20 protein-coding genes and 1 pseudogene are annotated in these 23,308 nt (G+C 67.7%); 15 read left to right on the top strand and 6 right to left on the bottom strand.

Annotation, left to right across the window (positions count from 1 at the left end; translation table 11 throughout):
• Positions 1–75 precede the first annotated feature (75 nt).
• The 6 genes and pseudogenes from NP4_RS42995 to NP4_RS36405 all read left to right on the top strand — a co-directional run.
• On the top strand, positions 76–651 hold the full coding sequence (locus NP4_RS42995; RefSeq protein WP_068008016.1) for a hypothetical protein: 576 nt from the start codon (positions 76–78) through the stop codon (positions 649–651).
• Complete coding sequence (locus NP4_RS42990) at positions 609–1,559, top strand: pseudouridine synthase (RefSeq protein ID WP_245998763.1); 951 nt, start codon at positions 609–611, stop codon at positions 1,557–1,559. The genes NP4_RS42995 and NP4_RS42990 overlap by 43 nt, the downstream gene beginning before the upstream one ends.
• 136 nt (positions 1,560–1,695) lie before the next feature.
• Positions 1,696–2,364, top strand: a complete 669-nt coding sequence (gene cmk, locus NP4_RS36420; RefSeq protein WP_373863895.1) for a (d)CMP kinase — start codon at positions 1,696–1,698, stop codon at positions 2,362–2,364.
• On the top strand, positions 2,361–3,782 hold the full coding sequence (gene der / locus NP4_RS36415) for a ribosome biogenesis GTPase Der (protein WP_068008012.1): 1,422 nt from the start codon (positions 2,361–2,363) through the stop codon (positions 3,780–3,782). The genes cmk and der overlap by 4 nt, the downstream gene beginning before the upstream one ends.
• A gap of 275 nt (positions 3,783–4,057) precedes the next feature.
• Positions 4,058–4,627 carry a hemerythrin domain-containing protein gene (locus NP4_RS36410; RefSeq protein WP_068008008.1) on the top strand — a complete coding sequence of 190 codons (570 nt, stop codon included), beginning with the start codon at positions 4,058–4,060 and terminating at the stop codon, positions 4,625–4,627.
• Between the two features lie 103 nt (positions 4,628–4,730).
• Positions 4,731–4,988: pseudogene (locus NP4_RS36405) on the top strand (NADP-dependent oxidoreductase); the annotation flags it as partial.
• A gap of 44 nt (positions 4,989–5,032) precedes the next feature.
• On the opposite strand, the gene NP4_RS36400 reads toward NP4_RS36405, so the two are convergent.
• Positions 5,033–5,938, bottom strand: a complete 906-nt coding sequence (locus NP4_RS36400) for a LysR family transcriptional regulator (RefSeq protein WP_068008004.1) — start codon at positions 5,936–5,938, stop codon at positions 5,033–5,035.
• Between the two features lie 116 nt (positions 5,939–6,054).
• Between NP4_RS36400 and NP4_RS36395 the strand changes: the two genes are divergently transcribed.
• The 3 genes from NP4_RS36395 to NP4_RS36385 are packed head-to-tail and all read left to right on the top strand — an operon-like array spanning position 6,055 to position 9,095.
• A complete protein-coding gene (locus NP4_RS36395) occupies positions 6,055–7,107 on the top strand; it encodes an AMP-binding protein (protein ID WP_068008000.1) in 1,053 nt (350 codons plus the stop codon).
• A complete protein-coding gene (locus NP4_RS36390) occupies positions 7,107–8,468 on the top strand; it encodes an aldehyde dehydrogenase family protein (protein WP_068007996.1) in 1,362 nt (453 codons plus the stop codon). The genes NP4_RS36395 and NP4_RS36390 overlap by 1 nt, the downstream gene beginning before the upstream one ends.
• Positions 8,469–8,519: 51 nt before the next feature.
• Positions 8,520–9,095 (top strand): hypothetical protein, encoded by a 576-nt coding sequence (locus tag NP4_RS36385; protein ID WP_068007993.1) that lies wholly within the window; start codon positions 8,520–8,522, stop codon positions 9,093–9,095.
• A 123-nt stretch (positions 9,096–9,218) separates the two neighbouring features.
• On the opposite strand, the gene NP4_RS36380 is transcribed toward NP4_RS36385, so the two are convergent.
• Positions 9,219–10,079, bottom strand: coding sequence for an alpha/beta hydrolase (locus NP4_RS36380; protein ID WP_211336001.1), 861 nt, complete (start codon positions 10,077–10,079; stop codon positions 9,219–9,221).
• Positions 10,080–10,510: 431 nt separating this feature from the next.
• Here NP4_RS36380 and NP4_RS36375 point away from each other — a divergent pair, with 431 nt between their 5' ends.
• On the top strand, positions 10,511–11,566 hold the full coding sequence (locus NP4_RS36375; protein ID WP_068007989.1) for an alpha/beta hydrolase: 1,056 nt from the start codon (positions 10,511–10,513) through the stop codon (positions 11,564–11,566).
• A gap of 101 nt (positions 11,567–11,667) precedes the next feature.
• Here NP4_RS36375 and NP4_RS36370 read toward each other — a convergent pair whose 3' ends face one another.
• Positions 11,668–13,770 (bottom strand): putative bifunctional diguanylate cyclase/phosphodiesterase, encoded by a 2,103-nt coding sequence (locus NP4_RS36370; RefSeq protein ID WP_082876542.1) that lies wholly within the window; start codon positions 13,768–13,770, stop codon positions 11,668–11,670.
• Positions 13,771–13,886: 116 nt separating this feature from the next.
• On the opposite strand from NP4_RS36370, the gene NP4_RS36365 reads away from it, so the two are divergent.
• The 5 genes from NP4_RS36365 (at position 13,887) to NP4_RS36345 (ending at position 19,939) form a co-directional block, all read left to right on the top strand.
• Positions 13,887–14,693, top strand: coding sequence for an SAM-dependent methyltransferase (locus tag NP4_RS36365; protein ID WP_068007986.1), 807 nt, complete (start codon positions 13,887–13,889; stop codon positions 14,691–14,693).
• Between the two features lie 104 nt (positions 14,694–14,797).
• Positions 14,798–15,238 (top strand): protease inhibitor I42 family protein, encoded by a 441-nt coding sequence (locus NP4_RS36360; protein WP_147288129.1) that lies wholly within the window; start codon positions 14,798–14,800, stop codon positions 15,236–15,238.
• A gap of 350 nt (positions 15,239–15,588) precedes the next feature.
• Complete coding sequence (locus NP4_RS36355) at positions 15,589–16,932, top strand: cytochrome P450 (protein WP_169813854.1); 1,344 nt, start codon at positions 15,589–15,591, stop codon at positions 16,930–16,932.
• 130 nt (positions 16,933–17,062) lie between these two features.
• Positions 17,063–19,138: a phosphocholine-specific phospholipase C gene (locus NP4_RS36350; protein ID WP_068007974.1), complete on the top strand. Its 2,076-nt coding sequence runs from the start codon at positions 17,063–17,065 to the stop codon at positions 19,136–19,138.
• Positions 19,139–19,153: 15 nt separating this feature from the next.
• The gene (locus tag NP4_RS36345; RefSeq protein ID WP_068007970.1) at positions 19,154–19,939 is read left to right on the top strand and encodes a DUF72 domain-containing protein; all 786 of its coding nucleotides are present in this window, start codon (positions 19,154–19,156) and stop codon (positions 19,937–19,939) included.
• Here NP4_RS36345 and NP4_RS36340 read toward each other — a convergent pair whose 3' ends face one another.
• From NP4_RS36340 to NP4_RS36330, 3 genes are all read right to left on the bottom strand, one after another.
• Positions 19,940–21,160 (bottom strand): hypothetical protein, encoded by a 1,221-nt coding sequence (locus NP4_RS36340; protein WP_147288128.1) that lies wholly within the window; start codon positions 21,158–21,160, stop codon positions 19,940–19,942. It abuts the gene before it with no gap.
• A gap of 246 nt (positions 21,161–21,406) precedes the next feature.
• Positions 21,407–22,591, bottom strand: a complete 1,185-nt coding sequence (locus NP4_RS36335; RefSeq protein WP_068007962.1) for an FAD-dependent oxidoreductase — start codon at positions 22,589–22,591, stop codon at positions 21,407–21,409.
• Positions 22,588–23,238, bottom strand: a complete 651-nt coding sequence (locus NP4_RS36330; protein WP_068007958.1) for a TetR/AcrR family transcriptional regulator — start codon at positions 23,236–23,238, stop codon at positions 22,588–22,590. Before NP4_RS36330 ends, NP4_RS36335 begins: the two co-directional genes overlap by 4 nt.
• Positions 23,239–23,308: the final 70 nt, after the last annotated feature.

Here is a 23,308-nt window from a genome sequence, read left to right as displayed (position 1 = left end):
CACCGGATCGTAGGAAACGTAAGGGCGAACCGCCTACCGGCGGATCGGCCCGAGGCCGCGGCAACGACCGCGGCCGTGGGGGATATCGGAGCGACCGCGATGAGCGCGGCGCTTCCGCAGGACGCGGGGGGTTCGACCGCGACAGCCGCGGTGGTTCGCGCGGATCAGATCGTGACGCCCGCGGGGGACGCGGGTCCGATCGTGATGCGCGTGGTTTCGACCGTGGTGGACGCGATGGATTCGACCGCGGTCGCGGTGGATCCGACCGTGGGAGCCGTGCTGGTTCCGGTCGCGAGGAGCGCGGTGGTTACGACCGCCGCGATCGCGGCGGTTTCGATCGGGACGCCCGTGGTGGTTCGGATCGTGGGCCGCGTGGTTTCGAGCGTGGTGGTTCGGATCGTGGGCCGCGTGGTTTCGAGCGTGGTGGTTCGGATCGTGGGCCGCGTGGTTTCGAGCGCGGTGGTTCCGAGCGTGGCGGGCGCGGGTTCGAGCGCGACGATCGCCGGGGCGGTTTCGATCGGTCGGCGGATCGGTCGGGGCAGGATCGGCGGGGCGCGGCCTCCGGTGGATTCGGTTCGGGGCGTGGCGGTTCCATGGCGGGACGTTCGATGCCCGAACGTCTGGCCGGGCGCGGTGACAGCCGTTCGCTGACCGGCAGCAGCGCCGCCGGACGCATCGGCGGCGGCCGCCCGCTGACCCCCAAGCCAGCGCCCAGCCGCAAACCGCAGAAGCAGCGTCGCGAGCAGACCGTGCTCAGCTTCGCCAAACCCGCCCGCAATCAGCACGTCGAGGCCGCGGAGACCGGCCCGAAGAAGCTCCCCTGGGGCGAGGGCGAACGTTTGCAGAAGGTGCTGGCCAAGGCGGGTGTGGCCTCGCGCCGCGCCGCCGAGGAACTCATCGAGAAGGGCCGCGTCGAGGTCGACGGCGCGATCGTGCGCGAACAGGGCCTGCGCATCGACCCCAACACCGCGGTCGTGCGGGTCGACGGCGTGCGCGTCGTGGTCCGCGACGAACAGGTCTACCTGGCGCTGAACAAGCCCAAGGGTTTCCAGTCGACCATGTCCGACGAGATGGGCCGCCCGTGTGTCGGCGATATCGTCGCCGAGCGAGTCATGGCCGGGCAGCGGCTGTTCCACGTCGGCCGCCTCGACGCCGATACCGAGGGTCTGCTGCTGCTCACCAATGACGGCGATCTGGCCCACCGGCTCATGCACCCCTCCTTCGAGGTCTCCAAGACCTACCTCGCGACCGTCAACGGTGAGGTCAAGCGCGAGACCGGCAAGCGGCTGCACAGCGGCGTCGAACTCGACGACGGCCCGGCCAAGGTCGACCGGTTCCAGGTGCTCGAGATCGGCGAGGGCCGCTCGCTGGTGAAGGTCGTGCTGCACGAGGGCCGCAAGCACATCGTGCGCCGCCTGCTGGCGGCGGTCGGCCATCCGGTCATCGGTCTGGTGCGTACGCATATCGGCCCGATCGCGCTGGGTGATCAGCGGCCCGGCAGCATGCGTGTACTCGGTCGTGACGAAATCGGGAAGCTTTACGAGGCGGTGTCGTTGTGACAGTGCGACGTTGCTGGGCGATCAAGGACTTGAACGGAGTGTCGTGGTGAACGGTGTGCAGATGCTGGGCCGGAACGTTCGAGGAGGCGGCGTGGACGACGCGGATATTTCCGGTTCGACACCGCTGGTCGTCGCTATGGACGGCCCGTCGGGCACCGGCAAATCCAGCGTGTCGCGCCGGTTGGCGGACCGCCTCGGCGCCCGCTACCTCGACACCGGCGCCATGTACCGGGTCGCGACGCTGCGCGTGCTGCGCGGCGGAGTGGATCTGAACGATCCGGCCGCCATCGCGGTCACCGTCAAGGATCTGCCGCTGACCATCGGCACCGACCCGAGCCGCGAACTGATCGAGCTCGACGGTGTGGATGTCTCCGCGGAGATCCGTGGCAATGCCGTGACCAAGGCCGTCTCGGCGGTCTCGGCCGTGCCCGAGGTGCGTGATCAGCTCGTCGCATTGCAGCGCGAGATCGCCGCGAGCGCGGGCCGAATCGTGGTGGAGGGCCGCGATATCGGCACGGTCGTGCTGACCGACGCCGACGCCAAGATCTATCTGACCGCCTCGGCCGAGGCGCGCGCCGACCGGCGCAATCAGCAGAACATCGCCGAGGGCCGCGGCGACGACTACGAGGCCGTGCTGGCCGATGTCCAGCGCCGCGACAATCTCGACTCGACGCGCGCGGTGTCGCCGCTGCGCCCGGCCGAGGACGCCGTGCTGGTCGACACCAGCGACCTGTCCATGGATCAGGTTATCGACGAGCTGTATCGAGTTGTGGCCCAGCAGATTTCGATGGGAGGTGGAAGATGACGCAGGAAACCTTTGCCGCCGACGGCATTTGGAGCGACGAAACCGATTGGGAGGTCGTCGATCTCGCGGGTGACCCGGAGGCCGACGAGCAGGTCGCGATGCCGACCCTGGCGGTCGTCGGCCGCCCGAATGTCGGCAAATCGACTCTGGTGAACCGGATCCTGGGCCGCCGCGAGGCCGTGGTGGAGGACGTCCCGGGCGTGACCCGTGACCGCGTCTCCTACGAGGCCAGCTGGGCCGGACGGCGTTTCCTGGTGCAGGACACCGGCGGTTGGGAGCCCGACGCCAAGGGGCTGCAGCAGGCGGTGGCGCGTCAGGCCGAGCTGGCCATGCGGACCGCGGACGCGATTCTGCTGGTTGTGGATGCCACCGTGGGCGCGACCTCGACCGATGAGGCCGCCGTGAAGGTGTTGCGGCGCTCCAAGACTCCGGTCATCCTCGTGGCCAACAAGGTCGACGGCGAGAAGCTCGAGGCCGAGGCGGCGTCGCTGTGGTCGCTGGGTCTGGGGGAGCCGCGGATGGTCAGCGCCACGCACGGGCGCGGGACGGGCGATCTGCTCGACGATGTGCTCGCGGTGCTGCCCGAAACTCCGCGCGAGGGTAGCGGTGTCGGCGGCGGTCCGCGGCGCGTCGCGCTGGTCGGTAAGCCGAATGTCGGCAAATCCAGTCTGCTGAACAAACTTTCGGGTGACGAGCGCTCGGTCGTACACGATGTGGCGGGAACGACGGTCGACCCGGTCGATTCGCTGGTCGAATTGGACGGTAAGCCTTGGCGTTTCGTCGATACCGCGGGTCTGCGGCGCAAGGTCGCCAATGCCAGCGGCACCGAGTTCTACGCCTCGCTGCGCACCAAATCGGCCATCGAGGCCGCCGAGGTCGCGGTCATGCTCATCGACGCCTCCCAGCCGATCACCGAACAGGATCTGCGGGTGATCAGCATGGTCGCCGACACCGGCCGCGCGCTGGTGCTGGCGTACAACAAGTGGGATCTGGTCGACGAGGACCGTCGCGAACAGCTCGAGCGTGAGATCGACCGCGAATTGGTCCAGGTGCGCTGGGCGCAGCGGGTCAACATCTCCGCCCACACCGGCCGCGCCGTCCAAAAGCTGGTTCCCGCAATGGAAACCGCGCTGGAGTCCTGGGACCGGCGCATTCCGACGGGCCGCCTGAACACCTGGCTCAAAGAGGTCATCGCGGCCACCCCACCGCCCATGCGCGGCGGCCGCCTGCCCCGAGTCCTGTTCGCCACCCAGGCCACCACCCGACCGCCGACCTTCGTCCTGTTCACCACGGGCTTCCTGGAGGCGGGCTACCGCCGCTTCCTGGAACGCAAGTTGCGTGAGGAATTCGGGTTCGAGGGTTCGCCGGTGCGGATCTCGGTGCGTGTCCGCGAGAAGCGGGACCGCGCCAAACGCTGAGTTCGAGTCGGATCCCGGCATCCTGTGCGTCGTCGCAGGGTGCTGGGATCCGCTCCCATGTTCATTCAGGTCGATACGTATATATGCGCATCCGAACATGTGACCCTCTCGTATCCCAGATGGCGATGAAAGAAGCCGAGAGCGGGTCCGGTTTGCCTGTCGAGTGCGGCGCGGGGTGTGGCAGGCCATGGGGTGGCTCGGCGGTGCGTTATCGTCGGGTTCGGGACGTGCCGGCGCCCGGAGCCGACCATGGAGTGCGGTGTCAGGGAGGAATTGTGGACATTACCCAGCTGATCCTCGACGACCATCACGAGCAGCGTCGGCTGTTCGCGATCCTGGAGCAGATCGATCGCTCCGATACCGGTGTGCTGTCGGCCATCTGGGACAGGCTGGCGGCGTTTCTCGAGCTGCACGCACAGGCGGAGGAGGAGATCTTCTACCCCGCGCTGCTGCAGGTGGGCATCGCGGCTCGGCGTAAGGCGGGGGTGGAGGACGAGACGCTCGACGCCATCGATGACCACAATCAGATCAGGGATGCCATCGCCGAGGTGGGGCGCCATCGCGTCGGTACCGACGAGTGGTACGCAGCCGTCGCGGCGGCCAACGAGGCCAACAGCGACCATATGGCCGAGGAGGAACGCGAGGGCCTCACCGACTTCCGGCGTCTGGCGGGGCTGTCGCGACGCCATCAGCTGGCCGTCGACTTCGCTGCCTACGAGGCGCGCAATTACGCGGGTGTACAGCCTGTCGACAAGGACCCGGCCGGCTATGTTCGTGCGGCCGAGGAGAGCCTGCGGGTCACCGGGGGCGGATCGCTGAGTGTCGGCAGCCTGAAACGGCCCTGATCCGGCCACTCTCGGAATGCGCTGTGCCGCAGTCGATTCGCCATCGCGTCGACATACGGCTCGGATTTCACGTTGGCTCCACGGACACGAGGAGACGGTACGGATGCGGCGGCATGATGGTGACCTGCGAGCGAACACGAATAGGGCGGTTCGGCTCGAGTCCTTCGGCGGCCCTGAGGTATTGACCGTCCAGAACGTCCCCGAACCCCGAGCGGGCGAGGGGCAGATCCGCGTCCGAGTGGGTGCGGCGGGCTTGAATCCGATGGACTGGTTCATGACCGCGGATGCCGAGACCGCGGCGAGGTTCGGCCTGAGCCTGCCCACCGAGTTCGGCACCGATTACGCGGGAGTCGTCGATCGGCCCGCCATGTCCAGGGCAAGGTGGTGATCGACCTCTGATCGATATCAGTCGTCGCCGCGGCTGTTTCGGTTCGTACCTGGTGTGAGGCTCTCGATCAGCATGTCGCGGAAACGTTGGGCGGCATGGGAAAGATAGGTGTCCTCGCGCCAGGCTATGCGGAGGGTGCGGTGGCTGTCGGGGGTGTCGAGGCGGACCCAGGCTACGGCTGTTTGGGCGCGGGAGCGTAGGGACATTTCGGGGATGAGGCCGATGCCCAGACCTACGGTGACGAGATATTGGACGGCGGCCAGTTCGTCGCCCTCGACCGTGATGTTCGGGGTGAGGCCCGCGGTGGCGAAGAGGTGGTCGGTGAGGGTGCGCTGCCAGTAGCCGACTCGGGTGGTGATTATCGGTTCGCCCGCCAGGGATTCGATGGGGACGCTGTCGTGGGCGGCCAGGGGGTGGGTGAGGGGGACGGCGAGCAGGACCGGTTCGCGGAACAACTCGACGGTGCGGATGGCGGGGCCGGTGATTTCCTGGGAGGCCAGGCACAGGTCGATTTCGTGGGCGGCGAGTTGGCGGGCCATGCGGGCGGCCGTGGATTGGTAGAGCTGCAGTTCGACGTCCGGGTAGCGGGCGCGGAAGGCGGGCAGGAATTCGGTGAGGGAGAGCAGCGTCTCCGAAGCGACGGCGACGGTGCCGTGTTCCAGGCCCGCGGCGTCGGCCAATTCCGTTCGCGCATCGTCGAGTTCGGTCAGGGCGCGGTCGACCCGGCGCAGGAATGCCGCGCCGAACCGATTGAGCCGGACGGTGCGGCCCCTCCGGTCGAACAGGGGGACCCCGAGATCGGATTCGAGGCGGGCGATGGTGCGGCTGAGCGAGGGCTGGGCGACGCGCAGTTCCGCGGCGGCGCGGCTGATGTGTTCGTGGCGGGCCACCACCCGGAAGTAGCGCAGCGACAGCAGGTCCATGATCGTGATCCTCTCATAACACTAGAGGCATCAATTTATGTGGAATTCGGTCTTGGACGTTATGACTCGCCGCGGCCTACGGTTGGGTCGAAAGCCGTTCGGAGAGAAGGAATTGCATGCAAGATCACGATGAATTCGTTCGAGAGATGATGCGCTGGCACTTCGACGAGCGGACCGGATCGCCGTTCTGGTTGGCGCGCGCGAAGACGCTGGATTTCGATCCGCTGACCGATGTCCGCGGTTTCGACGATCTGGCCCTGTTTCCCAATGTCGTGGACGAGTTGCGCGATATCGGTGTCCGGGACCTGATTCCGCGCGGATTCGGCGTCGCCCGCGCGGTGGCGGTGTACGAAAGCGGCGGCACCACAGGGCAACCCAAGCGGGTGGTGTTCACCGACGAGTGGGAGCGCGACGGCGTCGACTGGCTCGGCGCGCGGCTCGACGAGCACGATGTTCCGCGAGACGTCGACTGGCTCGGCGCGATGCCCAGCGGTCCGCACGGTGTCGGCGCGTCGATCGCGGGGTTGTGCCGGGTGCGCGAAAGTCTGAATTTGACCATCGATCTGGATCCGCGCTGGGTGAAGCGACTGATCGCCGAGGGTCGCGGCACGGAGGCCGATGCCTACACCGAACATCTGATCGATCAGATGGAGCTCGTCCTGCGTACCCAGGACATCGGTGTCCTCGTGGCCACTCCGCCGCTGCTGGAGCGGATGGCCCGGCGTGCCGAGCTCGTGGAGGTGGTCAATCGCAAGGTGCGCGCGATCGTGTGGGGTGGTGCGCACCTGGACGCCGATACCCGGGACCTGTTACGGCGCGAGGTCTTTCCGGGGATTCGCCTGATCGGCATGTACGGCAGCACCATGATTCTGGGCGCGGCCATCGAGCGCGCGGGTCTGGACGAGGACGAACCGTGTGTATTCGATCCGTTCGCTCCCCACACCACCTTCCGGATCGTCGATCCGGACACCGGCGAGGTCGTACCCTACGGCGAGCGCGGTCGGGTGGTGATGAACCATCTGAGCCGCACGGCCTTGCTGGTCAACAATATCGAGCGCGATATGGGCACACGGATGCCGCCGCCGCCCGGCGGATTCGGCGATTCGGTCGCCGATGTCACCCCGGTGGCCACATTCGGCGGCGCGACGGTGATCGAGGGGGTGTACTGATGCTGCGCCTGGACGCCCTCGGACCCACCGGCCCGTATCGCTCCCGCAACCAGGAGACGATCGGGGACCGCACCGGAAACCCGGTCGCCACACTGAGTTTGGCGCCCCGACTGTATGTCACCCGAGCCATGCAGGCCATGCACCGCTCGGCCGCACTGCCGGTCGACGGGCGGATCGCGGCCATCGCCCGCGCGGGCCGCGCCTTCGCCACCGAACGCGTGGCCGGACAGAGCGTCGAGGATTATCAACGCACCGTGAGCGCGGTCGCGGGAATGCCGATCACCGTGGTGCGCAACGCGACCGCCGATATCGCGCTCGCGGCCGCGCAGGTCTACCGCACCGTGCGGAACGCGCGTCCCGCCGATGCGGTCGGTGACTGGCGGGACCCGTCCACGCACGCGGGGCGGGCGGTGTGGAGCCGCCGCGGTGAGGTCTTCGCCGTCCACGCCGCGGGTAATCATCCCGCGGTACATCTGGCGTGGCTGGAACCGCTGGCCCTGGGCTACCGCGTCGCGGTCCGTCCCTCGCGACGCGAGCCGTTCACCCCGCATCGACTGATCACCGCATTGCGCGAAGCCGGATTCGGTGAGGATCGAATCGTATTGCTGCCCACCGATCACGACGCGGCGGGGGAGATCCTTCGCGGTGCGGATCTGGGCATGGTCTACGGCGGTGACGAGGTGGTCCGGAAGTATGCCGGTGATCCCGGCGTGCTGCCGCAGGGTCCGGGCCGGTCCAAGGTGTTGCTGACCGCGGGCGCTGATTGGGAGTCGGCGCTGGACACCATGGTCGAATCCGTCAGCGGCGGTGGCGGTGTCGGCTGCGTGAATGCCACGGCAGTACTCGTGGAGGGCGATCCCGCGCCGGTCGCCGAGGCCCTCGCCGCGCGGCTGGCCGAATTGCCCAGTCTGCCCGCGCTGGACGAGCGTGCTGTACTGCCCGTGCACACGGTCGAGACCGCGCGCGCCTTGGCGAAGCATCTGCGCGAGCGCGCGGCGGGAACGCGAGTGTGGCTGGGCGGGAACGGCATTGTCGACGAACTCGGCGACGGCAGCGCGGTTTTGCGTCCGGCGGTGCATCAGGTGGACGATCCGTTCGCCGAGCAGATCGGCGCGGAACTGCCCTTCCCGTGCGTGTGGGTGGCGCCGTGGGATCGCGACGCGGGTATCGCCGCCTTGCGAAATACGTTGGTGCTCACGGCATTCACCGGCGACGAGCGATTGATCGATCAGCTGGTGGACGAGCCGACCATCGCCAATGTGCACCTCGGCGACCATCCGACCACCTGGATGCGGGCCGGGTTGCCGCATGACGGATATCTGCCCGAATTTCTCATGCGCAGCAAGACTGTCCGGCGCTGAACCAGGGTTTTCCCGGAGGTTCATATACGCCGCCCCTGCCAGGATCGGCGTATGAGATATTTCGGCGCGCTGTTGATCTGCGCACCCCTGTGCCTGTTCGGCTACGGGGTGATCCGGCTGATCGGTTTGGCGCGTGGCGATTACGGTCCGGGAGCGGTCTGGCAACTCGCCCACGTCGTCGCGTTGATCGGGCTGATGTTGTTCGTGGCGGTGGTGATCGGTTTGGGCCGTCTGCTTCCCGCTGGTATCGGGCGGACCGCGACGGTGGCGCTGACCCTGATCGGGTTGGCGGCGGGGATCGTGCAGTTCGGGGCGGATATCATCATCGCGGCTCAGGCCAGCGATCATGCCGAGATGGCACGGCTGAGCCGGGAGTTCTCCGCGATCGCGGGTGTGCGGGCGGTGGTCTATACCGTGGTGCCGCAGTTGTTCTTCCTCGGGCTGGTGGTGTTGGCCGCGCTGCTGGCCCGGCGGGGACGATTGCCGTGGTGGAGCCCGGCTCTGTTGCTGGTGAGTGTGGTGTTGCCGGCGGTGGCGTTGGATCTATTGCCCGTCGCCGCCGTCGGCGTTCTGGTCGCGTTGAGAAAGATCAACCATTCCGGTGCGTCCCCTGTGGCGTCACTGTAGGGTGAATCCGCTTGTCGCGCAGAGGGAATGAGAGGTTCGGCATGTGGAGTATGGTCGCCATCTCGGTGGTCGGGTCCGTGATCATCGCGCTGGGTTTCGTGATCGGATTCCCCAAGCGCTAGGTCATTCGAAGAATTCGGCGAGTGCGGTCGCGAGCGCTGTCGGAGCCTCCTCGGCCATGTGATGGCCGGAGTCGATGCCGAAACCGGTGACGTCGACGGCCCAGTCCCGCCAGATTCGCAGCGGATCACCGTAGAGTTGTTCCAGATCGTCGCGTAGTGACCAGAGAATCAATGTCGGACAACGCAATCGAATACCTGCCGCGCGGTCTGCGCGTTCGTGTTCGGCGTCGATGGTCAGCCCGGCGCGGTAGTCCTCGAGCATGGCCCGCACTACGGTCGGATTTCTGGTCGCCATTCGCCATTCGTCGTAGTTTCGGGCGCCCATCGTCTCCGGATCGCCCCGGTACCATCGGTCCGGATCGGCGGTGATGACGCGTTCGGGAATCTCGGGCTGGGCGAAGAAGAACCAGTGCCACCAACGGGTGGCGAATTCGGCGGTCACGCGCGCGAGATGTTCGCTGATCGGCAGACAGTCCAATAATGCGACGCGCGAGACGATATCGGGGTGGTCGAGTGTCAGTCGCAAGGCGACATAGCTTCCGCGATCGTGGCCTGCGAGTGCGAAATTCGAATACCCCAACCGGCGCATCACGGCGACCATGTCGGCGGCCATGGCTCGCTTGGCGTATCCGGCGTGATCCGGTGTCGGTTCGGGTCCGCGGGAGCGGCCGTAGCCGCGCAGGTCCGGGCAGACCACGGTGAACCCGCGTGCCACCAGGCGGGGAGCGACCCGATGCCAGGTCGCCGAGGTGCGTGGATGGCCGTGCAGCAGCAGGATCGGCGGACCTTCGCCGCCGCGCCGGAGGAAGATCTGCGAGTCGTCGAGTCGCATGGTCTCGCTGGTGAATTCGTCGAACACCATCGGGATGTACCCGGGTTCACCGCGGTATCACGGGCGACCTTCCGATGGATTCGAAGGGTCAGCGGTGGCGGATGCGTGGGATGCGGATTGCGGAGCCGGCCGGGTGACAACCGAGTCTTTTCGGTGGTCGTGGCCGTTGTGCGACATGATCGAATTCGGGCGGATCGGTACCATGGGACGTTCATGATCGAATGGATAGCGGACCGTGGGTTATTCGGAAACTCCATGATCGAATACCGCTGATTACGAGTTATTTGTCCGTTATTCCTGTCGTGGTGTCCGAGGGGAACACATCACATTCCGGTAACACGGACCGACCGGTTGGCCGACATCACGCGCGACACGCGCAACACGTGGGATCCCCGGTCGGGTCGGGGGACCGTGGGTCTCCGCCGTTGCCGAACGCAGTTCGACGAAAGGTGTTCCCCTCCATGCGTTTGTTGCGCCCCCGGCGGGTTCGTGATCGCTTCCGGCCGAAACTGCTCGCGCTGGTCCTGTCCGTCATGCTGCCGCTGGGTGCGGCGGTGGTGGGCGGGGCGGGTCCGGCCGCGGCCGCCTTCGATCCCAGCGGCTTCGATTTCTGGGTCGACTCGCCGGTGATGGGCCCGATCAAATCGCGCATCTTCCGCGCGGCCGACGGCAACACCTCCCGGGTGGTGTACGCGCTCGACGGTATGCGCGCCCGCGAGGATCTCAACGGCTGGGAGATCGAGACCGCGGTCGCGCGCCAGATGGCCGACGCGAATATCAATGTGGTCATGCCCGTCGGTGGTCAGTCCAGCTTCTATCTGGACTGGAACTCGCCGTCGAGTTTCTTCGGCATTCCGCCGATCAGCGGATCGTCCTCGGGTTCGGCGTCGGGTTCGGGCGCGACGATGATCCTGGCCGCCGGTCCGGGTAAGAGCTACCGCTACGACTGGGAATCGTTTCTGACCCGCGATCTGCGCGGCGCGCTGCGGGACCGCTTGGGCTTCAACCCCACTCGCAACGGCGTGTTCGGACTGTCGATGGGCGGCAGCGCGGCGCTGACGCTGGCCGCCTACCACCCCGATCAGTTCAGCTTCGCCGGATCCTTCTCCGGCTACCTCAACATCTCCGCCCCCGGTATGCGCGAGGCGATCCGGACGGCGATGATCGACGCGGGCGGCTACAACGTCGACTCGATGGCCCCGCCGTGGGATCCCAAGTGGCTGCGGATGGATCCGTTCGTCTTCGCGCCCAGGCTCATCCAGCAGAATCAGCGGTTGTGGATCGCCGCGGGCACCGGTCGACCGACCGCGACCGACGGTCCGAATTTCAACACCCTCAACGGCATCGCGCTCGAGGCGCTGGCGCAGATCAACACGCGCGCGTTCCAGGTGCGGATGATGTCGCTGGGCGCGCAGAACGTGATCTACGACTTCCCGGCGTTCGGTATCCACGCCTGGAACAACTGGGCCGACGAGGCGTTTCGGATGATTCCGGATCTGTCGGCCAATATCGGCTGAGCCGCCGGGTCACTGGCCGAGGAACCGCTCGAACAGGCGCTCGGCCTCGTACAGCAGTAGGAACAGGTCGTAGTACACGGTGAGCATAGTGATCAAGTGTCCTACGACCCGAGCAATTCGGTAAGTCGATCCGCGCGCATGGGGTGGTGGAAGTACCAGCCCTGCGCGGTATCGCAGCCGAGTCCGAGCAGGCGGTCGGCCTGGTGATGGGTTTCGACGCATTCGGCGGTGACGGTCAGCCCGAGGGCGTGACTGAGATCGACGATCGTCTCCAACACCAGTAGATCGCCGCGGTCGGAGGCGGTGGCGGTGCGGATGCGATGGATGAACTGGCCCGCCAGTTTCACCACGTGCAACGGCAATTGGCCCAGATAGGCCAGATTCGAGTAGCCGGTGCCGAAATCGTCGATGGCGATGCGCACCCCGGCGTCGACCAGGGTGTGCAGGGCCTGCAGGGGACGGCCGGTGGCGTGCATGAACGCGCGTTCGGTCAGTTCCAATTGCAGTCGCTGCGGGGCGATGCCGGTGTCGGCGATGATCGTCTGCACCCGGTTCAGCCAGGCGGGATCGGCGACCTCGGCCGAGGAGACGTTCACGCTCACCACCGGGCTGCGCTCGCCGAAGCGGTCGTGCCAGGCGCGGCCGTCGCGGCAGGCCTGTTCGAGCACCATCGTGCCCAGGGCGGCGATATGTCCGGCGTCCTCGGCCAGATCGATGAACCGGGTCGGGGTGATGACGCCGAGCTCCGGATGTTGCCAGCGCACAAGGGCTTCCACCGCGACCGGGCGTTGATCGGCGAGGGCGACGATGGGTTGATAGTCGAGGAAGAATTCGCCGCGGTTGACCGCGGCGGGCAGGGCGGCGGTCAGTTCGGCGCGGGTGTGCTCGCGGCGGCGGCGATCGGGATCGAAGACCGCGTAGCGGCTGCGGCCGCCGGTCTTGGCCCAGTACATGGTGGTGTCGGCGGCCTGCAGCAGCGCGTCGGTGGAGGTGAGTCCGGCCTGTTCGATCATGACACCGACGCTGACGGTGACGGTCAGGCGGTGGCCCTGCAGTTCGAACGGTCGCGCGAAGGCCGCCAGCACGGTGCGCGCCAGCGCGGCCAGTTCGCCGGTGCCGTCGGCGCGCGGCACCAGGATCACGAATTCGTCGCCGCCCATGCGGGCCACGAGGTGATCGGGATGTTCGACGCAGCCCTGTAATCGGGCCGCGGCCTGGAACAGCAGTTCGTCGCCGAGGGAGTGGCCGAAGGTGTCGTTGACGGATTTGAAGTGGTCCAGATCCACGTAGCACAGCCCGACCCGGGCCGCGGGATCGGCGAAGGCGGTGGTCAGGGCGTCGAAGAAGCGGGAGCGGTTGGCCAGTCCGGTGAGCGGATCGTGGTGGGCGCGGTAGTTCAGTCGTTCGCGCAGGGCGCGCTGTTCGGAGATGTCCTCGACCAGGACCAGGGTGTACTGCGGGTCGCCGTGTTCGTCGCGGATGAGTGAGACATTGAGATTGGTCCACACGGTGTGGCCGTCGCGGTGGCGATAGGCCTTCTCCAGTTGCACATTGTCGTGTTCACCGCGCAGCACGCCGCCGTAGAGCTCCCACATGCCGGGCGCGTCGTCGGGGTGGGTGAGGTCGGTGACGTCGAGGGCGCACATCTCCTCGGGGCGGTAGCCGAGCATCCGGGCGAACGCCGAATTCACCTCCACGATGCGCCCGGTCATATCCGACAGGCCGGTGCCGATTCCGGCCTGGGAGAACACCGCTCGCAGTCGGGCCTCGCTGGTGCGCAACTGCTGTTCGGCCGCGCGGCGCGCGGCGATGTCGGCGGTGCGCACACTTTCCTGTTCGGCGAGCAGCCACGAGCGGAACGCGCGCACATAGCCCGTGGCGAACGCGCCCAGCAGCTCCGCCGAACGGGCCGGGGCCACAGCGGTTTCGGCGAAGAAGGCGCTCAATACGGCGACGCTGCGGCCGAGTACGTCGTCGCCGACGAAATGCGCCGCGGCCAGGGTCGCACCGGCCCCGGTGACCCGGGCGCGGTCGCCGGTGGCCACCGCGTCGAGTACGTCGGCGGCCAGCGCGGCCAGCAGTTGTCGCACCTCGGCCGCGCTCAAGGGCACGACGTGATCACGCGCGCCGCCGCCGAGCGCGGCTGCCCACCGCCCGGCCAGTTCGGCGTGCGGGCCGTCGAGATCGGACCCATCCCACGCCACGAAGATCGATCGTAGCCGGGTGGTCACGGATGTGTGAACTACAGCTATTTCGAAAGGCGCTCGAATACGATTGCGATGCTTCGCCTTCCGGCGGGCGGGTTCGCAGAGAGGTTCCGATGACCAGACCGAGTTGGGCGCCCGAAGGTATCGACCTGGATCGGCCCAGTGCCTCCCGGGTCTACGACTATTTCGTCGGCGGTATGCACAATTTCGAGATCGATCGCACGCTGGCTCGCCAGATCGAGGCGTTCACCCCGAATGTCGCCGAAACCATGCGCGCCAATCGCGATCTGCTACGTCGGTGCGTGCGGTTTCTCGTCGATGCGGGCATCGATCAGTTCCTGGACCTGGGCTCCGGCATTCCGACCGTCGGCAATGTGCACGAGGTGGCCCAGGCTCGCAATCCCCAGGCGCGGGTGATCTACGCCGATATCGATCCGGTGGCGGTCGCGCACAGTCGCGCCATTCTCGACGGCAATCCGAATGCGATGGTCGTACAGGCCGATGTCGCTGCGCCGGAAGCGATTCTGAGTGATCCGCAGGTGCGTGAGCTCCTCGATTTCGAGCGTCCGATCGCGGTGCTGTTGCTCGGGGTGCTGCATTTCGTGCCGGAGGCGGCCGATCCGGGCAAGTGTGTGGCGCGGCTGCAGGAGGCGGTGGCGCCGGGTAGTTATCTGGCGATCACCCATGCCACCGCCGATGGTCAGCCCGCCGAGGTGCTCGAGGCGCAGAAGCTGTCGGGTCGGACGTCCACCGAGATCGTGCTGCGCGGTCGCGACGAGATCGCCGCCTACTTCCACGACTGGGCGCTGGTGGAACCGGGTCTGGTGCATCTGCCGCTGTGGCGGCCGGAGAATCCGGGCGATGTGGGCGAGCATCCCGAGTCCTCCGGGGCCTACGGTGGGCTGGCGCGCAAGGGCTGATTCGGCGGAACGCGCTGGCGGGGAATGGTTTTCGCGGTTGCCGGGATGCGAACGGCGAAAACGCCGGTAAGGTGTGGGCGCCCCTAACTCATGAAAGGACTGTGGTGCGTACACCTCTACTGATGATCGCCTTCGGTGCTGCCCTGGCCGCCGGTGCGACGACTGCCGCCGCGACCGGCCCCGTGCCGACCCTCGCGGCGCCGATCGCCGATCCGGTTGTCGTCGTCGGCGTCGACGGGAACGGCCAGGCCCAGGCGTTGACCGTCGGGCAGGAGCTCGCGGTCGCGCTGCCGGAGTCCCCGTCCACCGGATACGCCTGGCAGCTGCGCGAGGCCGATCAGAACGTGCTGCGTCAGGAGGGCGAGCCGCAGTTCAAGCCGGACGCCGCCTTCACCCCCGGCGGCCCCGGCACCACCGTCTGGACCTTCACCGCCGCGACCGCGGGCACCACCAAGCTGACCCTGGCCACGGCCCCCACCCAGCCCTGGGCCCAGGCCACCCCGCAACCGCCGCAACAGTTCACGCTGACGGTGACTGTGCGCTGACGCCTTCCCGTTGCCCCGGCGAAAAGCGTGCCGGGGCAACGGCAACACGGGGAGCGGGGCCGCGGGACAGAGGGGAGGACTGCGGAACCCCGGGGGCAAGGCGGCAGGAGCCCTGGGGGCGGGACAGCGGAACCCCGGGGTCCGGACAGCGGAACCGAGGGGACAAGGCGGCCGGAATCCAGGGGGCCGGACAGCGGGAGCCCACGGGGTAGGACTGCGGAACCCCAGGGGCACGACTGCGGAACCCACGGGCGGGGCGGAAGGGTGACGGGGTCGGGGTCAAATGGCTGCGGGGGTCGTTGGGGGCGGCGGAGAATTGGGGGATGTCCGCTTCGGCAAGTGTTTCTTCGATGGCGCCGGGGGCGATCCCGGTGTTGGGGCATGCGTTGAAGTTGCGGGATGATCCGATCGGGTGGTTTCAATCGCTGCGCGAGCGCGGGGATGTGGTGCGGATCAGGATCGGGTGGCAGCAGGCCTATGTGGTCACCTCCACCGCGGTGAGTCACGAGTTGTTCGTGACCAAGTATCGGTCCTTCGACAAAGGCGTTGCGGTGGAGCATTTCCGCGACGTGTTCGGGCAGGGGTTGCTCAGCTCCGACGGGGAGACCCATCGGATGCATCGGTTGCTGTTGCAGCCGGCGTTTCATCGGGAGCGGCTCGCGGAATATCTGGTGGGCATGCGTGAGCAGATCACCGAGCAGGCCGATTCCTGGCATGCGGGGCAGGCGCTCGATGCCCGTATCGCGATGACCGCGATCACCCTCGGGGTGGTGGCGCGCGCGATCACCTCCGCGCGGGTGGCCGACGAGCTGACCGCCGAGGTGCAGCAGCGGCTGCCGCGGATTCTGGAACTATCGTATCGGCGGGCGATGTCGCCGCTGCCGATGCTCAATCGTCTTCCGCTGCCGCGCAATCGGGAATGGACCGAGTTGGTGGCGCGATTGCATCCGCTGGTGGATCAGGTGATCGCGGATTATCGGCGCACCGACACCCGCAGGTCGGATCTGCTGAGCATGATGCTCGATGCCCGCGCGTCGGACGGCTCCGCGGGCTCGCAGGGCTCGATGACGCTGTCCGACAGCGTCATTCACGATCAGATCGTCACGATCCTGCTGGCCGGGACCGAGACCACCGCGACCGCCCTGTCGTGGACCTTCGTGCTGCTGAGCGGACATCCGGCGGTGGAACAGCGGGTGGTGGCCGAACTGGCGGATGTGCTGGGCGACAAGCCGATCGAGCACGCCGACCTGGCACGGTTGCCCTACACCACGCGGGTCATCGAGGAATCGCTGCGCCACAGTCCGCCGATCTGGTTGATCACCCGCCGCGCGGTGGAAGACGTGGAACTGGGCGGACATCACATTCCCCGGGGCGCCTCGGTCCTGCTCAGCCCGTATCTGACCGGACACGATCCGGCTCTGATCCCCGATCCCGAGGTCTTCGATCCGGATCGGTGGGCGAGCGAGCCGATGACCAATGCGCTGCGCCGGGCGGCATTGCCGTTCGGCGCGGGCCCGCGAAAATGTATCGGAGATTCTTTCGCGGTCACCGAGATCGCCGTAGCATTGGCGACAATTCTGCGCAAGTGGCGCCTGCGCGTAAATCCTGGTACCCCTATTACTGCGGAGGCGGGCCTGACCTATTACCCGCGGGATCTGTGGTTGATCGTCACCCCGCGCATGACGGAAATATGACCAGCGCGTGAATTTCCGATGGCGACATCGCGCGATGCTCGTCTCCAAATTGCCGATAATCCGGCCATTTTCGTATCTTTCGAATGGAACGACGCTCGATGTGGTGGCTGGATGATCGGAGTGCTCGACGATGGATCGCAGTTTCGGCACGGCAAACCGGCGGACGGTACTGGGCGGGCTGTTGGCCGCCGGACTGGTGGGGGCGGCGGGTATACCGGAGGATATGGCCACGGCACTGGCCGAGCCCCGGCGGCGCGGCACCCTCGACGAGGTCGAGCACGTCGTCATCCTGATGCAGGAGAACCGCTCGTTCGATCATTACTACGGCTCGATGGCGGGGGTGCGCGGATTCGGTGACGCGGCCGCGCTGCGGCTGCCCGGCGGGACCGATCCGGTCTACCGTCAGCCCGACAGGGCCAGCAGCACAGGCTATCTGCTGCCGTTCCACGTCGACACCACCAAGGTTGACGGCCAGGATATGGGCGATCTGGCACACGACTGGCTTACCACCCACTCGGCCTGGGCCGGCGGCGCGTACAACGCCTGGATCCCCGCGAAATCCCAGATGACGATGGGATATTTCACCGACGCCGATATTCCGTTCCATCGCGCGCTGGCGGGCGCCTTCACGCTGTGCGATCACTATTTCTGTTCGCTGCAGGGACCGACCACGCCGAATCGTTTGTACCACTGGACCGGAACGATCGACCCCGGCGGCGCGGCGGGCGGACCGGCGACCGGAAATCCCGCCGACTACAAACCGGTGTATCGCTGGACGACCTATCCGGAGCGTTTACAACAGGCCGGAATCAGCTGGCAGGTCTTCGCCGACGACCGGGTCGGCGACGATACCTCGGGCGCACCGTTTCTCGGCGACTACGGCGATAATCCGCTGTGGCTGTTCCAGCAGTATCACGACGCGCTGGACTCCGACGATCCGGCGGTGCGCCAGCTGGCCGAGCGCGCCAATGTCACCCGCGACTGGAAACCCGCCGACGGAGACGACGGCAAGAACGTCGACAGCGTCCTCGACCGGTTTGTCGCCGCGTGCAAGACCAACACCCTGCCGCAGGTGTCGTGGATCGTGGCGCCCTACGGGTACTGCGAACATCCCGCGGCCCGCCCGGTCGACGGCGCGGCCTACACCCAGCGCGTGCTGAAAGCGCTGTGGGACAACCCGAAACTGTGGGAATCCACGGTCGTGCTGATCAACTACGACGAGAACGACGGCTTCTTCGACCACCTCGTCCCGCCGACCGCGCCGCCCGACGCCGCCGACGAATGGCTGCCGCTGGGACAGCTGACGGTGGCGTCCGGTTCGGCGCAGGGACTGGGGCCGACGGTCCCGATCGGGCTCGGGCCGCGGGTGCCGCTGACGGTGATCTCACCGTGGAGCCGGGGTGGCTGGGTCAATTCCCAAGTGTTCGACCACACTTCGGTGCTGCGCTTCCTCGAGACCTGGACCGGGGTGGCCGAGCCGAATATCTCGCCGTGGCGGCGCGCGGTGTGCGGCGATCTCACCAGCTGCTTCGATTTCACCAAGCGCGACACCAGCATTCCGACCCTGCCGGATGCCGACGAGCTGCGTCGCCAGGCCGATCAGACTCAGACCAAACTGCCCAAACCCGCGCCACCGAACTCCTCGGCGCAGACCCCGCCGTTCCAGGATCCCGGGCGCGCCAAGGCGCGGCCGCTGCCGTATCAGCCGGTGGCGTGGGTGGAGGTCGGGGCCAAGGCGGTCACCGTGCACTACGGCAATCACGGCAGCGCGGCGGTGCCGTTCCAGACCTACCCGTACCACCTGGCGGGCGTCCCGATCCGTCAGACCGTGGCCGCGCCGAATGCCCAGGCGCAGGAGAAGTTCGACGGCGGTGGCTACGACCTGGCCGTGCACGCGCCCAACGGTTTTCTCGTCGAGGCCGCGGGCGCGCCCGATACCGCCGCGCTCGCGGTATCGGCGACGCTGACGGGTTCGGCCGACAAACCGGCGCTGACGGTCAAGATCCACAATGCGGGCCCGGTCCCGGCCGCGCTCGAGATCAAGGGCGGCTCCAAGCTCACCGTCGCCCCGGGCGCGTCCAAGGATCTGCCGATCCCGACCGCCGAGGGCTGGTACGACGTGACCCTGACCCTCGACGGCAACAAGACCTGGCGTCGCCGCTTCGCGGGTCATCTGGAGAACGGAAAACCCAGCCGCACCGGTTAGTGGTTCCATGGAGGTATGACCCTGATCATCGGTACCTCCGGCTGGCAGTACCGGGATTGGCGGGAGGTGCTCTATCCCGCCGGTCTGCCGCAGCGGCTGTGGCTCGAGCAGTACGCGGCGGCGTTTTCGACCGTGGAGAGCAACAACGCCTTCTACCGGCTGCCGAGTCGGGAGGTGTTCGCGACCTGGCGGGCGCGCACACCCGGCGATTTCGTGGTCGCGGTGAAGGCCAGTCGCTTCCTCACCCACATCAAACGCCTGCGCGAACCGCAGGAACCGGTGCGGCGGCTGCTGGAACACGCTGCGGGACTGGGGGATCGCCTCGGCCCGGTGCTGTTGCAACTGCCGCCGACGCTGCGGGCCGACGCGGGACTGCTGGATGAATGTCTGGGATGTTTCCCGCGGTCGGTGCGGGTCGCGGTCGAACCGCGGCACGAATCGTGGTGGACCCCGCAGATCCGCGCGGTCCTCGAGGCGCATCGGGCCGCGCTGTGCTGGGCCGATGTGCGCGGCGAGGCGGTGACGCCGCTGTGGCGAACCACCGAATGGGGTTATCTGCGACTGCATTCCGGCCGCGAGCGCCCTCCGCCGCGCTATCGCCGTGAGGTCCTCGCGCGGTGGCTGGCGCGGCTCACCGAGACCTGGGATGGCGAGCGGGAGGTGTTCGTCTATTTCAACAACGATCCGGGTGGGGCCGCGGTCCACGACGCGGTGGTGTTGGCGCGGCTCGCCCGGGATGCGGGTGTGACAGTCACCCGCACGCCGGAGCTGCCCGCACGATCGCTTGTCGAAAAAGCTTGACTACCAGACGAATTCGGGTGTGACGCCCCACTGTTGGAGTTCATCGATGACCAGCGGGGTCAGGGGAGTGGTCGCGGGCAGCGGCGGTTGGAAGGTGAGGTAGGTGGTATCGGGGGTGGTCTGGACGAAGACCCGGACGCCGCGGTTGTAGGGCTTGTCGAGCAGCGAGGTTTTCGGGATCCAGGCGCGTGCGGCGACGGCGCGTGCGGGGCCGACCGCCTCGATGATGGCCTGCGGCACGGGGCCGGTATTGGAGACCACCGCATCCGCGCCCACCACGAACACATTCGGCGTGGCCGCGGCGGCGTAGGCGGCCTTGCTGCGGCGGCGGACCTCGGCGAGATCGGTGTAGCGCTCGTCGTCGCGCAGCGTGAGCGCGAACTCCGCCAGCTTCACTTTGTTGCCGATGCCGATATCGCCGTCCTCTCGATTGCTCACCCAGGACCCGACCCGCAGATCCCCGGCCGGACGACCGCGCAGCGCATGCGCGACGTTGGTGGCGACCGTAGAGATCAATCCGGTCACGGTACCGCCGCGTTGCTCGGCCGACGCGCGCAATGCCGCGCTGTCGATGGCCACGATCGCGGGCAGCCGGCCCTCGAGCGGACCGGCTTCGCCTTTGCGGGCCGCGCGTCGAGTCATCAGCCGCAGCAGTGCCGCGCCGGGGACCAGCACGGCACCGTATTTCGCGGACTCCAGCACGTCGGCGCTCAGGCTCGGCGACGGGAGATCGGGGACGGCGTGTGAGACATCCGCGCGTGCCGCGAGATCGATGGCCGCGAACATGCCTTGCCCGTCGGTGATGGCGTGCGAAACCACCAGCGACACCACCGATTCCCCGTTGTCGAGATCGGTGGCCGACAACACCCAGCCGCGTCCCGCGTGCAGGTCCAGTTCGGTGGCCGCCTGCCGCTCCACCCACCGCACCGCCTGCGCGGCCGGGATCGTGCCGTCCTCGACGACCACGGGATAGTCGTGCGCGCTGCGGGACCAATACGGCCGAGCGCCCGGCACCCGCGCCGCCACCAGCCGCCGAGACAGCGGTCCCTCGATCAATCCCCGCCGCAACGTTTCGAGCCGCGACACCTCCACCGGATGCCGCAACCACAACGCCACCTGCATCTGCGCCGACGTCATGAACGGCATCGCGAACGCCTCCTCCACGGCTAGTCGCGCTGCCGCCACACCCGTGTCCCGAGCCTGCGAGATGGTCGTCGTCATCGAACCGTTCACCCTCCACGTTCACACCGCGCGGTCTCTTTCGGTCGCGCCCACGACAGTCTGACACGACCCGTCCGTCACCGCCCACTGTGCGCGACGCGCTCTGCGATCACCGCCAACCGATGCTCGTCCGCGCTGTTTCCGGCCGCGGGTCCGCCGTGACGAACCGTCGACGAGGTCCAGAGGCGACTGCGCCCGCGCCGGATGGGCGTGGGCGCAGTCGTCCGAGGCGAAGCCCCGTGCGGATCACCCCGGCCCGCCCCCTTCGCGGGCCGAGGAGACTGTGGACAGCGCGGCGGTCGCGGCCTCGGCCGCCCGCAGGGCGCTGTTGATGGAAATCTCGCCGCGCATCCCTGGCGCGGCCACCATGTCGCCGATCAGATACACATCGTCGCCGCGTTCGATCGCGGGTCGGTCGCGCCAGGTCTGGCCGGGCAGATCCAGTGCGCCGGTGCGGCCCTTGGCGACGGCGGTGCGGTGGAAGGTGGTGCGGCCGTGGCGACCCGGCAGCACCGCGTTGGCGAAATTCGCCAGCCGCGCCTGGGCGTCGGCGGCGGATTCGCCTGCGCGCACGGGCATTTGGAGCTGATACAGCGATTCGCCGCGCGGTGCGACGGTGTCGTCCTGCATGCTGTAGCTCTCGTGGAATCCGCCCTCGTCGAAGTCGAACACCAGGGTGTGGTCGCGGCGTGAGCGGCTCACGGCGATATCGAGCAGCGCGGCGTGGCCCGAGGTCCAGGTGAGCGAATCGTCGCCGAGCAGCGTTCGGGCGGCGTTGAGATCGGTGGCCACGATCACCGGGCCGCCGGTCGGCAACTGTTCGACCCGCGCCCCGGTTTCGACGGCGACCCCCAGTTCCGTTGCCCGCGTAGCCATTCGGTCGATGACGCGCTGCCAACCGCCGCGTACCCAGCGCACGCCGGGAAGATGTGGACCGAAGACGCGCTGGAACAGCTCCCAGACGAATGCCGCGGATAAGCTTCCGGTATCGGCGTGATAGGTGACCACACCGATTCCGTTGGCCATCCATTCGGCCGTGCGCTCACCCCACCGCGCGGCGGCCCAGCTGCGAAAGTCGGTGTCCACCGGTGCGGTGAGTCCGACACGGGCCTGGGCGCGCAGCACCGAAACCGGTGGCAGCCGGCGCATCCGACCGTCCGCCCGATACCGCAGCCCTGCCCAGCCGCCCGGTGACGGCCAGCCCAGATCGGCCACGAAACCGCGCTTTTTCAGCCAGGTGTAGTGCGGACCGTCGGCGTAGAACACGTGCGCGCCCTCGTGCACGATATAGGGCGGAGCCGTGGCGCGGGCGCGGCCGCCGAGACCGCGGTGCGCCTCGTAAAGCCTTACCGGCGCGCCGGTTTCGGCCGCGGCGATCGCCGCCGTCAGCCCGGCCAGGCCGCCGCCGATCACGGTGATGTGGGCGTTCATGGCTGTTCCCCTCCCGGTGAATCCGTCGACTCCAGCAGTGCGACGACCATTTCGGCGACGGCGTGCAGATAACGCTGCGGTTCGACGCCCGTCGGATGAGTTCCACCGAAGGTGTCGCTGATCAGCCAGTAGTGCGCCACCGAACCGACCAGTACCGCGGCGACCGCCTCCCAGTCCTGTTCTTGCCCTTGCGGTCCCGCGAATTCCTGTAATGCGCGCAGCGCGACGGAGACGAACACCATGTACTCCTCGCGCCGGAAGACTTCGAGCACCTCGGGGCCGATGGAGTTGTCGCGCACCAGGATCCGGTTGATATCGCGGTCGTGGTCCATACGCGTGAGCGCGAAGCTCAGCAGCGCGGTCACCTTGTCGGCCAGCGTGCCCTGCGGTGCGAACGCGTTGAGCCCCTCGACGATCGAGAACTCCGGGGTCAGCAGCGCCGACCACACTCCGCGATCGACCAGCCGGGAGCGCACCGCCTCCATCAGCAGCTCGTCCTTGGATTGGAAATGGCGATACATCGCCCCCGACCCGCCCGACAGCCCGGCCTCGCGCTCGATCTGCGAGACCGTCGAGCGGGCGAAGCCCTGCTCGCCGAACAGTCGCAGTGCCGCGGCGATGAGCCGGTCACGGGTCGATTCCGTCATACCCTCTCCCTGTAAGTAATTACTTACTTACGCACCGAGGGTAGAGCAAAACAGCGCCACCCGCATCCCC

It is taken from the genome of Nocardia pseudobrasiliensis NBRC 108224 (genome assembly GCF_001613105.1).
Taxonomy (GTDB): Bacteria; Actinomycetota; Actinomycetes; order Mycobacteriales; family Mycobacteriaceae; genus Nocardia; species Nocardia pseudobrasiliensis.
This window is presented reverse-complemented; position numbering and strand designations above follow the sequence as displayed.

Excerpts from the sequence above, each read along its gene's own strand:
- NP4_RS42990 (WP_245998763.1), top strand. The coding sequence starts at position 609 with ATGCCCGAACGTCTGGCCGGGCGCGGTGACAGCCGTTCGCTGACCGGC.
- NP4_RS36395 (WP_068008000.1), top strand. The coding sequence starts at position 6,055 with ATGCAAGATCACGATGAATTCGTTCGAGAGATGATGCGCTGGCACTTC.
- NP4_RS36385 (WP_068007993.1), top strand. The coding sequence starts at position 8,520 with ATGAGATATTTCGGCGCGCTGTTGATCTGCGCACCCCTGTGCCTGTTC.
- NP4_RS36355 (WP_169813854.1), top strand. The coding sequence starts at position 15,589 with ATGGCGCCGGGGGCGATCCCGGTGTTGGGGCATGCGTTGAAGTTGCGG.
- NP4_RS36390 (WP_068007996.1), top strand. The coding sequence starts at position 7,107 with ATGCTGCGCCTGGACGCCCTCGGACCCACCGGCCCGTATCGCTCCCGC.
- NP4_RS36375 (WP_068007989.1), top strand. The coding sequence starts at position 10,511 with ATGCGTTTGTTGCGCCCCCGGCGGGTTCGTGATCGCTTCCGGCCGAAA.
- NP4_RS36330 (WP_068007958.1), bottom strand. The coding sequence starts at position 23,238 with ATGACGGAATCGACCCGTGACCGGCTCATCGCCGCGGCACTGCGACTG.
- NP4_RS36365 (WP_068007986.1), top strand. The coding sequence starts at position 13,887 with ATGACCAGACCGAGTTGGGCGCCCGAAGGTATCGACCTGGATCGGCCC.
- NP4_RS36335 (WP_068007962.1), bottom strand. The coding sequence starts at position 22,591 with ATGAACGCCCACATCACCGTGATCGGCGGCGGCCTGGCCGGGCTGACG.
- der (WP_068008012.1), top strand. The coding sequence starts at position 2,361 with ATGACGCAGGAAACCTTTGCCGCCGACGGCATTTGGAGCGACGAAACC.
- NP4_RS36340 (WP_147288128.1), bottom strand. The coding sequence starts at position 21,160 with ATGACGACGACCATCTCGCAGGCTCGGGACACGGGTGTGGCGGCAGCG.
- cmk (WP_373863895.1), top strand. The coding sequence starts at position 1,696 with ATGGACGGCCCGTCGGGCACCGGCAAATCCAGCGTGTCGCGCCGGTTG.
- NP4_RS36345 (WP_068007970.1), top strand. The coding sequence starts at position 19,154 with ATGACCCTGATCATCGGTACCTCCGGCTGGCAGTACCGGGATTGGCGG.
- NP4_RS36350 (WP_068007974.1), top strand. The coding sequence starts at position 17,063 with ATGGATCGCAGTTTCGGCACGGCAAACCGGCGGACGGTACTGGGCGGG.
- NP4_RS36380 (WP_211336001.1), bottom strand. The coding sequence starts at position 10,079 with ATGGTGTTCGACGAATTCACCAGCGAGACCATGCGACTCGACGACTCG.
- NP4_RS36400 (WP_068008004.1), bottom strand. The coding sequence starts at position 5,938 with ATGGACCTGCTGTCGCTGCGCTACTTCCGGGTGGTGGCCCGCCACGAA.